General features: G+C 68.0%; 8 protein-coding genes. 1 reads left to right on the top strand and 7 read right to left on the bottom strand.

All coding sequences use genetic code 11. From position 1 onward, the window contains the following. Positions 1–5 precede the first annotated feature (5 nt). The gene (locus tag AC1RNC_RS04495) at positions 6–1,229 is read right to left on the bottom strand and encodes a hypothetical protein (protein ID WP_492884038.1); all 1,224 of its coding nucleotides are present in this window, start codon (positions 1,227–1,229) and stop codon (positions 6–8) included. 99 nt (positions 1,230–1,328) lie between these two features. Between AC1RNC_RS04495 and AC1RNC_RS04490 the strand changes: the two genes are divergently transcribed. Further along, positions 1,329–3,611, top strand: coding sequence for a S9 family peptidase (locus AC1RNC_RS04490; RefSeq protein ID WP_492884037.1), 2,283 nt, complete (start codon positions 1,329–1,331; stop codon positions 3,609–3,611). A 142-nt stretch (positions 3,612–3,753) separates the two neighbouring features. On the opposite strand, the gene AC1RNC_RS04485 is transcribed toward AC1RNC_RS04490, so the two are convergent. Genes AC1RNC_RS04485 through AC1RNC_RS04460 form a run of 6 tightly spaced genes read right to left on the bottom strand, consistent with a single transcriptional unit; the run spans position 3,754 to position 14,870 of the window. Beyond that, entirely contained in the window at positions 3,754–5,343 is a 1,590-nt protein-coding gene (locus AC1RNC_RS04485; protein ID WP_492884036.1) for a S10 family peptidase, read from the bottom strand. A 44-nt stretch (positions 5,344–5,387) separates the two neighbouring features. Beyond that, positions 5,388–7,169, bottom strand: a complete 1,782-nt coding sequence (locus AC1RNC_RS04480) for a DUF885 domain-containing protein (RefSeq protein WP_492884034.1) — start codon at positions 7,167–7,169, stop codon at positions 5,388–5,390. A gap of 46 nt (positions 7,170–7,215) precedes the next feature. Continuing rightward, a complete protein-coding gene (locus AC1RNC_RS04475; protein WP_492884032.1) occupies positions 7,216–8,985 on the bottom strand; it encodes a DUF885 domain-containing protein in 1,770 nt (589 codons plus the stop codon). A gap of 25 nt (positions 8,986–9,010) precedes the next feature. Next, positions 9,011–11,374, bottom strand: coding sequence for a beta-L-arabinofuranosidase domain-containing protein (locus tag AC1RNC_RS04470; protein WP_492884031.1), 2,364 nt, complete (start codon positions 11,372–11,374; stop codon positions 9,011–9,013). Positions 11,375–11,386: 12 nt separating this feature from the next. After that, positions 11,387–13,174, bottom strand: coding sequence for a DUF885 domain-containing protein (locus AC1RNC_RS04465; protein ID WP_492884029.1), 1,788 nt, complete (start codon positions 13,172–13,174; stop codon positions 11,387–11,389). Positions 13,175–13,208: 34 nt separating this feature from the next. Beyond that, positions 13,209–14,870, bottom strand: a complete 1,662-nt coding sequence (locus tag AC1RNC_RS04460) for an amidohydrolase family protein (protein ID WP_492884027.1) — start codon at positions 14,868–14,870, stop codon at positions 13,209–13,211. Between the last annotated feature and the right edge of the window lie 39 nt (positions 14,871–14,909).

The following is a 14,909-nucleotide window of genomic DNA, read 5'->3' as shown; positions in this document are numbered from 1 at the left end:
TAGGATCAGCGCCGCCGCGCCGTGATGATGGTGTCGATCTCGTCGGCGCGAGGGTTGATGAACTCCAGCTGGACGCGGCCGTCGGCCAGGGTCTTGACCGTGGCCGGGACCGAGCTGTTGGTCAGCACCCAGCCGGCGGGCAGCACCACGGTGTTCAGGGGCCGGCCGAGCGACCGGCGCCAGACCAGCTCGTCGCCGACCAGCTTGTAGCGCTCGGCGTCGGTATAGGTCTCGCTGAAGCGCAGGCGCGCGCTCTGGCCTGGCTTCACGGGATCGAAGTGGAACACGATGGCCTCGGTCTCGGGCGTCACGCCCTTCTGGTCGGGCGCGGCCTTCAGGATGTCGGCGCCCTTCAGCATCTCCCACTTCAGGGCCGCGCCGGTGTCGAGGTTGCGCGCCGATGGCTTGGAGGCGGCGCTGCCGGCCCGGACGATGTTGACATAGACGCCCACGCCCGGCCGGGTCTCGGTGTAGTCGTGATAGAGATCGAAGCTGTGGGTTTCCGGCGGCTGCAGGAAATACATGATCTCGCGGTTCTGGTAGGCGCGCTCGTCCAGCGCCTTGGCCAGGGAGGAGACCGCCGGCTTCAGGTTCGGCGAGGGTCGCGCCTTGATCACCAGCGGGGCCTGGGCCGAGGTGTTGTTCCAGAAGGCGATCTTGATGCGGCCGTCGGCCTCCTGCAGCACCTGGGCCGGATAGTTGCAGGACACCAGCTCATAGCCGGCCGGCAGGACCACCGCGTTGCGCTTCACGCCCAGCGGCCGGTCGAAGACGATCAGCTCGCCCTCCTGATAGTAGCTCTTGGCGTCCTCGTAGGTCTTGTCGATCAGCACCCGGCCCTCGCCGCCGTCGGCCGGCACCGGATGGGCCAGTTCGACGCGGATATAGCTGCCGTCGGGGCTCGCGCCGCGTACGCCGCCGGCCTTGGCGACATCGCCGGGCACGACATCGAACTTCAGCGGCTTGCCGGTGGCGCGGTCGTTGACGCGCTCGTCGGTGGCCACGCTGCCTTGCCGGATCGGGTTGTAATAGGCGGTCGCCCCGGCGGTGCTGGCGGTGATCTCGTAGACGATCCGGAACTTGTGGCTGCCCGGGCCAAGCAGTTCGTAACGCGTATAGCCGTCGGACTCGGTCTGTTGCGGCGGCGTGGCGGCCGTCTGTGCTTGGAGCGGTCCCGCGAGCAGCAGCGTCAGGGCCGTCCCGGCCAGCGCCTTGCGAAATACCGACACGCTTCCCTCCCCTTTGGGCTTCACCTCGCCAAGCGCCACCGTATACATAATACGATAACTCGACGAGTGTCCTGAGGACTGTACATGCGGACTGGCGGAATGATCCTATTGGCGTTGGCCGTGCAGGCGACGCCGGCCCTGAGCCAAGTCACCGCTCAGGACATGACCCGCTCGCTGCGGCTGCGCGAGACGCAGATGTACCTGACCCGCGACGTCGCCGATCCGGCCGCCTGGTCGGGCGACGACAAGCTCTTCTACCGCAAGACGGTCGAGGGCGGCTTCGCCTTCGTCACCTACGACGTCAAGACCGGCGCCAAGACGCCCAGCTTCGACCAGATCCGCATCGCCGCCGGCCTCGGCAAGGCCGCGGGCGCGACCTTCGACCCGCTGCGGCTGCCGTTCGAAAGCTTCACCTTCGCCGACAAGGGCGCGGCGATCCGCTTTTCGTTCAACGAGACCGGCTGGCGCTGCACGCTGACCGACTACAGCTGCGCCGAGGCGCCCCGGCCGGGCCGGCCCAGCGGTTTCGGTGTGGTGCGCGACCTCTCCGTCCCCGCCGCCAATCCCCCGCGCCGCTCGCCCGACGGCCAGTGGGAGGCGCGTGTCGAGAACTTCAACATCGCCGTGCGCCCGGTCGGCGGGACCTGGAAACGGATCAGCACCGACGGCTCGGAGGCCAACTTCTACGATCCGGAATCGATCGTCTGGTCGCCGGACTCGGTCAAGCTGGCCGCCTATCGCGTCCGCCCCGGCTTCCGCCGGATCGTCTATCGCGTCGAGGCCCGCCCCGCCGACCAGGTGCAGCCCAAGCTCCAGACCCAGCTCTATCCCAAGCCCGGCGACGCGGTGGACATCGAGCAGCCGGTCGTCTTCCTGCCGGCCGAGGGCAAGCAGCTGCCGACGCCGGACGACCTGTTCGCCAACCCTTACGACCTCTCCAAGCTGGAATGGCGCAAGGACAGCGCCACCGTGTCCCTCATCTACGAGCAGCGCGGTCACCAGTTGGCCCGCGTGGTCGAGATCGACGCCCGGACCGGCCAGCCGCGCGCCGTGGTCACCGAGACGGCCAAGACCTTCATCAACGAGGGCCGTCGCTTCCGGCAGGACATCGACAACGGCCGCGAAGTCCTGTGGATGTCCGAACGCGACGGCTGGAACCACCTCTACCTGTTCGACGGCAAGACCGGCGCGGTGAAGACCCAGATCACCAAGGGCCCGTGGGTGGTGCGCCAGGTGCTGAAGGTCGACGAGGCCAGGCGACAGATTTACTTCGCCGCCAGCGGCATGGTCGCCGGCCAGGATCCCTACTTCCAGCACGTCTACCGCATCGGCTTCGACGGCAAGGGCCTCACCGCCCTCACCACCGCCGACGCCTATCACGACGTGGCCCTGTCGCCGGACGCCAGCCTCTATGTGGACACCTATTCGCGCGTCGACCTGCCGCCGGTCTCGGAGCTGCGCCGCACCCGCGACGGCGGCCTGGTCGCCACGCTCGAGAAACCGGACATCAGCCAGTTGGTCGCCGCCGGTTTCAAGCCGCCCGAGCCGTTCGTCGCCAAGGGCCGCGACGGCAAGACCGACATCCATGGCCTGATCGTCCGCCCTCGGAACTTCGATCCGAACAAGCGCTATCCGGTGATCGAGAACATCTATGCCGGCCCGCATTCCAGCTTCGTGCCCAAGACCTGGTGGCCGTTCGGCTATCACGCCGGCGGCGACAAGGTGGTGGGCATGCAGTCCCTGGCGGACCTGGGCTTCATCGTCGTGCAGATCGACGGCATGGGCACGCTGAACCGCTCGAAGGCCTTCCACGACGTGGCCTGGAAGAACCTGGCCGACTCCGGTTTCCCCGACCGCATCCTCTGGCACAAGGCCGTGGCGGCCAAGTATCCCGGGTACGACATCAGTCGCGTCGGCATCTACGGCGGCTCGGCCGGCGGCCAGTCGACGGCCCTGGCCCTGCTCTACCATCCGGAGTTCTACAAGGTCGGGGTGGCCTTCGCCGGCTGCTTCGACAACCGCATGGACAAGATCAGCTGGAACGAGCAGTGGCTGGGCTGGCCCGTCGACCAGAGCTATTCGGCCGCCTCGGCGATCGACAACGCCTGGCGCCTGCAGGGCAAGCTGCTGATGATCGTCGGCGAGCAGGACAAGAACGTCGACCCCGCCTCGACCCTGCAGTTCGCCGACGCCCTGATCAAGGCCGACAAGGCGTTCGACCTGCTGGTCGTCCCGGGCGAAGGCCACGCGGTCGGCCGCTCCACCGGCCCGATCGACTACGGCCAGCGCAAGGAGTTCGAGTTCTTCCTGCGCCACCTGGCCGGCCAGGAGCCGCCGAACTGGAACGCCCGCGCGATGGTCACCCCGGTGGCGGCGCGATAGCCAACCTCAAGGCGCCAAACTCTTGTCATCCCGGAAAGCGCGGAGCGCTTGTCCGGGACCCAGGGGGAGCGTGAACGCTGTGCGCGCGGCCCCTGGGTCCCGGCTCTACGCTTCGCTTCGGCCGGGATGACAAGGAGAGGGCTTAGTTGCCTTGGGTCGCGCTGTCGTAGAAGGCGTCGAGGTCCTTCTTGAACTGCGTGGTGACCGCCGGGTTGATGTAAACCATGTGCCCGGACTCGTAGTACCTGTAGGTCAGGTTCTTCCGCAGGGTCGGGTCGATCTGCATGTGCTTCAGGTCATACTCCGCCCCGAAGAACGGCGTGGCCATGTCGTAATAGCCGTTCTGCGACAGCACCTTCAGCTTGGGGTTCTGGCGCATGGCCATCGACAGGTCGAGGGCGGTGTCGGCCAGGGCCATCTGAGCGCCGCCTCCGCGTCCGCCCGGCGCCCTGTGCTTCTGGTCCCACTTTCCGCCGCCGATCTGGGCGTAGTAGTTCGGGCGGTAGCTGAGCTTGGTCTTGTAGCCCAGGGTGCCGAACAGGTACTTGTTCAGCGCGCCGATATAGGCCCCGCTGATCGAGGTGTCGGTGGCGTCGAACTCGGGACCGTCGCCGCCATCATCGACGTCGATGCCCTTGAAGCGCGAGTCCAGGCGGCCAACGGTGCGCGACTGGTCACGCAACAGCTCCTTGCGGAACCGGCCGAGCTCGACACGCAAGTCGACGCTGAGCAGGAACTTCTCGGACAGACCCGTATAGGCGCTCATCTGCTTGGCGATGGCCGAGCGTTCGGCGTCGCTGAGGTCCGAGCCCTTGGCCATGGCCGTGGCATAGGGCCCGCGGGCCCATTCGCGCACCTCGGTCAGGAACGGCTCCAGCGCCGCCGGGCGGTTTTGCAGGCGGTTGTGGTACCAGGCCGTGGCCGCGTAGCTGGGCAGGTAGGTGACGAAGATCTGGTCGAAGCCCGGCTGGCGGATGCCGTAGTTCAGGATCGACGACAGCAGGACGACGCCGTTGACCTGCACGCCGCGCTCCTGCAGGGCGTGGACCAGGCCGGCCGAGCGCAGGGTGCCGTAGCTCTCGCCGAACAGGAACTTGGGGCTGTCCCAGCGGTCGTTGATCGTCAGGTAGCGCATGACGCCGCGCGCGAAGGCGTCGATGTCCTGGTCGACGCCATAGAACTCCGGTCCCTTCGACTTGCCGATCGGCCGCGACAGGCCCGTGCCGATGGCGTCGATGAAGACGATGTCGGTCTTGTCCAGCATCGTCTCGTGGTTCTCGGTGATCTTGTAGGGCGCGGGCGCGGCGACATCGACCAGCGGCGTCTCGACGTGCACCGGACCGATCGAGCCCATGTGCAGCCACATGCTCGAGGAGCCCGGGCCGCCGTTGTAGGTGAAGGTCACCGGACGCGGGGCCGAGCCCTTGGGGCGGTCGGCCACGTAGGCGACGTAGAACATGCTGGCCACCGCCTCGCCGTCGTCGTTGCGGATGACGACCGTGCCGGGGGTGACGGTATAGCCGATGACCTTGCCGCCGACCGTCACCGAGCCGCGCTTGGGCTGGGCGTCCTCCTCGGCGGTGGCCTGGGCCAGGTCGGGGGCGTCGGCCTTGGCGGCCTTTTCGGAACCCTTGGCCGGGGCCTCGACGGCCGGCGGCTTTTCCTGGGCCAGGACAGGCTGCGCCGCGAGGGCGGCCAGGCCCAGGGCGGCTATGAGGGGATACGCACGCATGGAAATCTCCGGATGGAAGTCTTGTTCTGGTCTGCGGGAAGGTCCTAGGGGGCCGGCGTGGTCGGGCTCGCGCCGCCGTCAGCGATGTACTTGTCGATCCGCGCCTCCAGCACCGGCAGCGGCACGGAGCCGAGCGCCAGGATGACGTCGTGGAACTTGCGCTGGTCGAACTTGGGACCCAGCTTGGCCTCGGCCTCGGCGCGCTTCTTGCGGATGCTCAGCTCGCCCAGCTTGTAGGCCAGGGCCTGGCCGGGCCAGCTGATGTAGCGGTCGACCTCGGTCTCGATATCGTGCTGGGCCAGCGCGGTGTGGCTGGCCAGGTAGTCGATGGCCTGCTGGCGGGTCCAGCCGTCGTGGTGGATGCCGGTGTCGATCACCAGCCGCGCGGCGCGCCACATCTCGAACGACAGTCGGCCGAAGTCCTCATAGGGCGTGCGGTAGATGCCCATCTTGGTCCCCAGCCACTCCATGTAGAGCGCCCAGCCCTCGCCATAGCCCGAGAAGTAGGTCTGCTTGCGGAAGGCCGGCCGACCGGTCTGCTCCAGCGCCACGGCGGCCTGGAAGCTGTGGCCCGGATTGCACTCGTGCAGGGTCAGGGCCGGGATCTGGTACAGCGGTCGCGACGGCAGGTCGTAGGTGTTCATCTGGCAGGATTCCAGCCCGCCCCGGCCGGACGTGTAGTAGGGCGCGATGGCGGCCGGCACCGGCACGATGGTGAAGCGGTAGCGCGGCAGAAGGCCGATGGTGTCCTTCAGCTTGCCGTCCACGCGCTTGGCCACATAGGCCGACACGCCCAGCAGTTCGTCGGGGGTCTTGGCGTAGAACTGCGGGTCGGTGCGCAGGAACTTGAGGAAGGCGGGCATGTCGCCCTTGAAGCCGCTCTGGTCCTTGACCTTCTCCATCTCGGCCGAGATCCGCGCCACCTCCGACAGGCCGATCTGGTGGATCTGTTCGGCGGTCAGGTCGGTGGTCGTGAACTCCTTGATCTGCGCCTGGTAGTAGGCCTTGCCATCCGGCAGGGCCTCGGCGGCGATCGTCTTGCGGGCCTTGGGCAGGTACTCGTTGCGATAGTAGGCCAGCAGCTTCTGGTAGGCCGGCGCCACCGACTGGGCGATCACCTGCCGGGCCTCGGCGCGGAGCTTCTCCTGCTCCTCGGCCGGGATCGACGAGGGCATGTTGGCGAACGCCTCGTAGAAGCCGTTCTTGGCCGGGTCGGGATCGGTGAAGGCGGCGATGGTGGCGTCGCGGCCGTTCAGGGCCTCGCGCGGCACGGTGAAACCGCGCGCCACGCCGGCCTTCATGTTGGCGATCTGCTCGTCGAAATAGCGCGGGACGTCGCGCATGCGGCCGATGTAGCGGCGATAGCCTTCGGCGCTGGAATAGCCGCTGCGCGCGGACAGGCCGGACCAAAACTGGCTGTCGGCGTTGAACGGCGCTTCCCAGGTCCGGTACTTGCCCTGGGCGACGAAGGCCTCGAGGCTGGTGCGGAACACCGCCGCGTTGATCTTCTCCTCGGGCGACAGCTGATCGACCGGGATCTTGCTCAGCTCGGCCAGGGTCTTGGTCCAGTAGGCCAGGCGGGTCTCCTGGGTGGCCGCATCGACATGCTGCAGCTGGCCGGCGCCGCCGCTGAACGGCGCATCGCTGGCCAGTCGCCCGAACTCCTTCTGCCGCCAGGCCCACTCGGTGTCATAGAGCGCCTTCAGGCGGCTGTCGGCGTCGCTGGCCGAAGCGGCGGCCGGCGCGGCGGTCTGGGCCAGGGCGACCGCCGGAGCGCTGGCCATCAGGGCCAGGGCGGAGACAAGCATCAGGGAGCGAACGAACAAGGGAAGTCTCCATCCAGGACGGGCGGGAAATGTTCAGGGACTAGGGTCAGGAAACGGTCGCGGGGTTGGGATTCTTGCCGCCGCCGGCGATCCAGTCGTCGATGGCCTTTTCCAGGGTCGGCAGCGGCACCGAGCCCAGGCCCAGGATGACGTCGTGGAACCAGCGCTGGTCGAAGTTGGCGCCCAGCTTGGCCTCGGCTTCCGCGCGCTTGCGGCGGATCAGCATCTCGCCCAGCTTGTAGGCCAGGGCCTGACCGGGATCGTTGATGTAGCGGTCGACCTCGATGGTCACCTCGTGGTCGGACAGGGCGGTGTGGCTGGACAGATAGTCCAGCGCCTGCTGGCGCGACCAGCCCATGTGATGCAGGCCGGTATCGACCACCAGGCGCGCGGCGCGCCACATCTCGTAGGTCTCGCGGCCGAACTCGTCATAGGGCGTCTCGTAGACGCCCATCTTCGTGCCCAGCCACTCCATGTAGAGCGCCCAGCCTTCGCCATAGCCCGAGAAGTAGGTGCGCTTGCGGATCGCCGGACGGTTCGGGCCCTCCAGCGCCAGGGCGGCCTGGAAGCTGTGGCCCGGCACGCACTCGTGCAGGGTCAAGGGCGGGATGGTGTAGAGCGGCCGGGCCGGCAGGTTGTAGGTGTTCATCAGGCAGCTCTCGAGGCCGCCATTGCCGCCCGTCCCGAATGGCGCGATCGCCGCCGGCGTCGGCACGATGGTGAAGCGATAGCGCGGCAGCAGGCCGATGGTGAACTTCAGCTGACCGTTGGCCTTGTTGGCCACATAGGCCGACTTGGCGATCAGCTCGTAGGGCGTCTTGGCGTAGAACTGCGGGTCGGTCTTCAGGTACTTGAGGAAGCCCTGGAAGTCGCCGGTCCAGCCCGCCTGCTTCATCGTCGCCTGCATGTCGGCGTCGATCCGCGCCACCTCCTTCAGGCCGATCTGGTGGATCTGCTCGGCGGTCAGGTCGGTGGTCGTATATTCGCGGATCTTGGCCTGGTAGAAGGCCTTGCCGTCCGGCAGGCTCTCGGCGGCGGTGTTGGTTCGAGCGTGCGGGATGTAGTCGTCGCGCACATAGGCCAGCAGCTTGCCGAAGGCCGGCGCGGCGGCGCCGGTGACGGCGGCCCTGCCCTCTTCCATCAGCTTGTCGCGCTCACCGGCCGGGATGGACGACGGCATGTTGGCGAACGGGCCGAAGAACGGATTGGCCGCCGGGTCGCTCGAGGCCAGCGGGGCGATCGTGGTGTGACGGCCCTCGATCGACGCCCTGGCCTTGGTGAAGCCGCGCGCCTGCCCGGCCTTCATGTTGGCGATCTGCTCGTCGACATAGCGCGGCATGTCGCGCAGCCTGCCCAGATAGGCGCGGTACTCGGCGACGGTCCCGAAGCCGGTTCGCGGCGCCATCCAGGTCCAGAAGCCGAACGGGTCCTCGTATTCCTTGAACTTGATCTGGCTGACGAAGGCTTCCAGCGCGGTGCGGAACACCGCGGCGTTGACCTTCTCCTCGGGCGACAGCTGGTCGACGGGGATCTTGTCCAGCTGGGCCAGGGCGTTGGTCCAGTAGGCCAGCCGGCGCTGCTGGCTGGCGGGATCGACGCGCGGCAGGCGGTCGCCCGCGCCGCCGCCCTCGTCGTCGGCGTCGCGGCCGAACTCCTGGGCGCGCCAGTTCCACTCGGCGTCGTAGAGCGCCTTAAGGCGCGCGTCGGCGCTGGTGGCGGCGCTCATGGCGGGCTTCGCCGGCTTGGTCTGCGCCAGCGCCGGCTGAGCGACCAGCGCCATGCCCAGCGCGATCGCCAATCCCGAAACTCGTCTCATAACGCCCCTCCTCCCCATGCCCTGGTCAGGTTGTTCTCGAAGACCCCGACGGCGCATAGATCCGCACGCCGAAGACCGGACCACAGCGGGTCGTGTCGTCGGCGGGCTGGAAGCGCACGGTCACGCTTCCCTTGCCTCGGGTCAATTCGCTTGGGATCGGATAGTCGACATCGAAGAAATCGCCCGGATGCTGACCGGTCAGCGCCTGGGTCGCGATCCGCACGCCATCGATCAGGATGTCGAAGCGTTTGTTGCGCTCCTCACCCCAGTAGGTCGCTTGCAGGATCAGCGGCCCCGGCTTCACCGCGGCCTTGTATTCGAAGAAGCCGAAGGTGCGCGCGTCGCGCCCGTGGCGGCCACGATAGGTGACGGCGTAGCTGTTCTTGGCGGTCAGGCCATGATCGCGCTCGGCCTGCATCTCGCCCAGGTGCATGACGTCGACCGAACGCCGCGCCAGGTCCTGCAAGCGCGCCTGCTCGGCCGCGTAGGCGACCTGCTGTTTCTTCCAGCCGGGTTCGTCGAAGGTGGCGAAATAGACCGCGGTGCGGCGGTCGCGCTGCTGGAAGAACGGCGCGAACGACAGGTCGGCCGGCTTGCCGATGCCCTTTGTCCGGTACTGGCCGAGCGCCGGTTCGACGGGAACGAAGCCGGTCAGCGGATCGCGAGCGACCAAGGCCGGAGCGGGTCCGTCATAGGGCTGGCTGGACGGCCCCAGATCGGCGGCCAGCACCACCGGCCCCTTCAGCACGGCCAGCACGCTGGAGTCGTCGACCGTGGCCTCGGTCCGCAGCGTCATGGGCAGGTCCAGCCTTACCCGGTCGCCCTTGCGCCAGGCGCGGCGCAGGATCGTGTAGTCGCCGGCCGGGCCCGCCGACATAGCCTCGCCATTGACGCTGATCCGCGCGCCCCGGCACCAGCCGGGAACGCGCAGCGCCAGGCCGAAGTCACCTGCCCCCTCCAGATCCTCGACCACGATCTCCACCCGCTCGCCGAACGGATAGGCGGTCTCCATGCGGAACGTCGCCCCCTGTTCGGCCCAGCGGGCGGTCGAGGGGATGTAGAGATTGACCAGCAGGGTGTCGCCGCTGCGCCACCAGATGGAGTCGCCATGCTTGGCGTGGCTCTCCATGCCCGAGCCGACGCAGCACCAGAAGTCGTCGAACGGCCGCGAGAACCGGCGCGCCGAGCCCGACATCAGCGGCACCATGTAGGCGAACATGCCGGTCGACGGGTCCTGGTGAGCCAGGATGTGATTGATATGCGCGCGCTCGTAATAGTCGAACAGCGCCGCCCGGGGCTGCCAGCCATAGAGATGCCGGGTCAGCTTCAGCATGTTGTAGGTGTTGCAGCTCTCGCAGGTCTGCTCGGTGATGTGCCGCGAGATGGTGCGGGGCGCGGTGAAGTATTCCCGGTCGGCGTTGCCGCCGATCACGTAGCTGTAGTCGCGGGTCACGGTCTCCCAGAAGAAGTGCGCCGCCACGGCCTGGTCGGCCTTGCCGGTCAGCTCGTGCAGCCGCGCCAGGCCGATGACCTTGGGGATCTGGGTGTTGGCGTGGATCCACGGCAGGGAGTCGCGGCGCTGGCTGAGCGGGTCCAGCACCTTGGCGTGGCGCAGGCGCTCGGCCAGGGCCAGCCAGCGCGGGTCGCGGGTGCGGGCGTAGAGCTCGGCGAAACTCTCGTTGATGCCGCCGTGCTCGCAGTCGAGGACCGTCTGCACCTGGGCGTCGGAGAGCCGCGCGAACACCGCGTCGATATAGCCGCCCAGGGCCACGGCGACCTTCAGGGCCTGCTGGTTGTCGCAATAGGCCTGCGCGTCGAGCAGGCCCGCGAACAGCTTGTGCCAGTTGTAGAGCGGCACCCAGCAGCCGTTGAGATCAAAGCCCATCGAGCGGATGTCGCCGGCGATCAGCTCGGGGAAGATCGCCTTGCCGTCCTCGACCACGTCGCCGCGCTTGCGCGTGAACCCGGCGACATAGCCGTCGCCATGGGCGGCCTGGACCACCGCCAGTTCGCCGACGATGTAGTCGACCCGCCGCTTGCACTCGACGTCGCCGGTCTGGGCGTACATCAGCGACAGGGCCGTCAGGTAGTGACCCAGGGTGTGGCCGGCGATGGTGTCGCTTTCCCAGCCGCCATAGACCGCGCCCTTGGCCGGAAGACCGGCGCTGGTGCGGAAGTTGTGCAGCAGCCGGTCGGGCTCCAGGGCGTGGAGGTAACGGCGATTGGCCTCCACCGCCTCCAGCCACGGAGAATCCAGCAGCCGCACGTCCGTCAGCGGCAACGGGCTGGCCGGCCCGAGCGGAGCCAGGGGCGCGGCGCTCAGCAGCGACGGCGCCGAGGCGGCCAAGCCGGCCATGGCCAGCAACATGCGTCGATCGATCGACTCCACGGCGCCTGCTCCCTACTTGGTTTCGGGCAGGGCCGGATTGAAGCCCGGCGGATTGACCCCGCCGTCGGCGATGAACTGGTCCAGCCGCGCCTCCAGGGTCGACAGCGGCACCGAGCCTAGCGCCAGGATCGCGTCGTGGAAGTTGCGCTGGTCGAACTTGGGACCCAGCTTGGCCTCGGCCTCGGCGCGCTTCCGGCGGATCACCATCTCGCCCAACTTGTAGGCCACCGCCTGGCCCGGCCAGGCGATGTAGCGGTCGATCTCGGTCTCGATCTCGTGCTCGGACAGCGCGGTGTGGTCGCGCAGGTACTGCTGGGCCTGCTCGCGGGTCCAGCCGTAGTGGTGGATGCCGGTGTCGATCACCAGGCGGCTGGCGCGCCAGATCTCGTAGGACAGCCGGCCGAAGTTCTCATAGGGCGTGTCGTAGACGCCCATCTTGGTGCCCAGCCACTCCATGTAGAGCGCCCAGCCCTCGCCATAGCCCGAGAACGAGGTCTGGCGGCGGAAGTCGGGGCGGTTCTTGGCTTCGGCCGCAACCGCCGCCTGGAAGGCGTGGCCCGGATTGCACTCATGCAGGGTCAGGGCGGTCAGGGTGTACAGCGGCCGCGACGGCAGGTCGTAGGTGTTCATCAGGCAGCTGTCGAGGCCGCCGCGACCGCCGGTGTAGATCGGCGCCAGGGCCGGCGGCACGGGCAGGATCGCGAAGCGCCGGCGCGGCAGGAAGCCGATGGTGTCGGCCAGCTTGCCGTCGACGCGCTTGGCCACATAGGCCGAGAACGACAGCAGCTCCTTGGGCGTCTTCGGATAGAACTGCGGGTCGGTGCGCAGGAACTTCAGGAACTCCGGCATCGTACCCTTGAAGCCGGTCTGGGCCTTGACCGCCTCCATCTCGGCGCTGATCCGCGCGACCTCCTCGAGGCCGATCTTGTGGATCTGCTCGGGCGTCAGGTCCAGGGTCGTGAAGCCCTGGATCTGGGCCTGGTAGAAGGCCTTGCCGTCGGGCTCGGCCTCGGCCGCCAGACTGGTGCGGGCCTGCTTCATGTATTCGTCGCGGATGAAGGCCAGCAGCTTGGCGTAGGCCGGGATCACCGTCCCGGTGAGCACCTGCTGGGCCTCGGCCTTGAGGGCGGCCTGCTCCTCGGCCGGGATCGAGGCCGGCATGGTCTCGAACGGGGCCAGGAACGGATTGTCCGCGCCGGTCGACAGGTTGGGCTCGATGGTCTTGTCACGGCCGGTGACCACCACGCGCGGCACGCTGAAGCCGCGCTTGAGACCGCTGCGCATATTGGCGGTCTGCTCGTCGAAATAGCGCGGGATGTCGCGCATCCGGGCAATGTAGTTGCGGTAGTCCTTGGCCGTCTTCAGCGCGCCGCGCGGGGCCAGGCCCGACCAGAAGAAGGTGTCTGCATTGAACGGCGCCTCGTAGGTCTTGAAGCGGGCGTTGTCGGCCAGGGACTTCACCGAGGCGCGGAAGATCTCGGCGTTGATCTTCTCCTCCGGCGACAGTTGGTCGACCGGGATCTTGTCCAGCTCGGCCAGGACGGCGGTCCAGTAGGCCAGGCGCGCGGCCTGGCTCTTGGCGTCGACGCGCGGAAGATGATCGGCGCCGTCGCCCCAGCGGCCGTTCTCGTCGCGGACCCGGCCCAGTTCGCCCTGCCGCCAGGCCCACTCCCGCTCGTACAGCGCCTTCAGCCGCGCGTCGGCGGCGCCGGCTTGAGCGGAGGCCTGTCCGGCGCTCGCCATGACGCTCGCGGCCAGCAAGGCCGCCGCGATCGTCCGTCCCATCGAAACCTTGCTCATGCCCCTACTCCCACGTCACGCGAACCAACGAAAATCAGTGAGTCAGATCGACCGCCTCGATCGGCATCGGTCCGGCGGGCAGTCCCCGCGCCGTCTTGTCCTTGAGCACCGACTGGCGGATCTCCTCGCGCAGCTTGCGCGCGTCGTAGAGGATGCCGTCCTTGATGGTCCAAGCCACGCCGCCGACACGCTCGACCTTGCCGGTGTCGTCGTTCAGGCGCAGCGAGCCGGTGCCGAACAGCAGCTTCAGATTGGCCAGCGGATTGCCCTGGACGATGACGAGGTCGGCCTTGCGGCCCACGCGGATCGTGCCGACCTGGTCCTCGTGGCCCAGCAGCCGCGCGCCTTCCTGGGTCGCCGAATGGATGACCTCCAGCGACGAGAAGCCGGCCTCGCGCAGCAGCTCCATCTCCTGGATGTAGCCGAAGCCATAGAGGTTGTAGATGTAGCCGCTGTCGCTGCCGACCGTGACGCGCCCGCCGCGGTTCTTGTACTCGTTCACGAACCGCATCCAGAGGCGGTAGTTGTCCTTCCAGGCGACCTCGTCCTCGGTGGTCCAGTCGAACCAGTACGAGCCGTGATGGACGCGGCTGGGGCGGTAATAGTCCCACAGCGCCGGCATCGTGTAGTCGTCGTGCCAGGTGGCGCGGCTCATCCTCATGAGATCGCGGCTGGCCAGGTAGGCGGTGAAGGTCGGGTCCAGCGTGAACTTGCGGTCCAGCAGGGTCTGCATGACCTGTTCCCACTTGGCCGAGCCGGGCGCGGCGGTCTGGGCCCACAGCCGGCCGGATTCGCCGAAGCGCTCCTGCTCGTCGTTGTTGACGAAGTCGGTGGGCCAGCTCTGCAGGCGCTTGTCGGTGAACATCGCCTCGGGCAGGCCGTACCAGTGCTCCATCGACTCCAGGCCGTGGGCCGAGGTGGTCAGCACGTTGGCGAAGGCCACGCTGGGCTGGGCGTGGTGCATGGTGGTGTGGAGGCCGATCTTGTGGGCCTCCTCGATGGCGGCGAACAGCACATCCTCGGAGCCGCCGATGAACTTGACGCCATCCGCGCCGCGCGCCTTGGCCTCCTGCACGGCCAGGCGCGCCTGGACCGGATCGTTGACGGGCGTGTTCCGGATCTTGTGGAAGAACGGATAGATGTCGATGCGCGGCGCGACGATCTCGTTGCGGGCGCTGCGGGCCTTGATGTCGGCCAGCCATTCGATCGGCCGGCTGCTGCCCACCTCGCGCACCGAGGTGACGCCGTTGGCGATCCAGAGCTTGAGGATGTAGTCCGATGGCACGGCTTGCGCGTCGTTCAGGTCGTGCAGGTGGACGTGGGCGTCCACGAAGCCCGGCATCACGTAGTAGCCGGTCAGGTCCAGCTCGTAGTCGCCCTTGGCGGCGCGGGCCGAAGGGTCGATCGCCTTGGGCGCGCCGATGGTGCGGATCTCGGCGATGCGGTCGTTGACCAGGACGATGTCGACCGGCCCCTGGGCCGGCGCGCCGGTGCCGTCGATCATGGTGACGTTGCGCAGCACCACGCGGTTGAACGGACCGATCCCTTCCGTCCGCTTCGGGATCGGATCGGCGACCTTGCCCGCCTTGGCGGCCGGCGCGTCGTCCAGCGGCGCCGCCGCCGATGCGGTCAGCGGCGCGCTCGCCATCATCACGGCCGCGACCGAGGTCAGCAGCACTCGAGCCAGTCTCTTCATCGTTTCCCCTCCCCAGGGTCGAAAGGCCGCGAGCGTTTC

The organism is Caulobacter sp. GW822-FHT01G02, assembly GCF_058802865.1.
The sequence above is the reverse complement of the archived record's forward strand: the minus strand, read 5'-3'. Positions and strand labels throughout refer to the sequence as shown.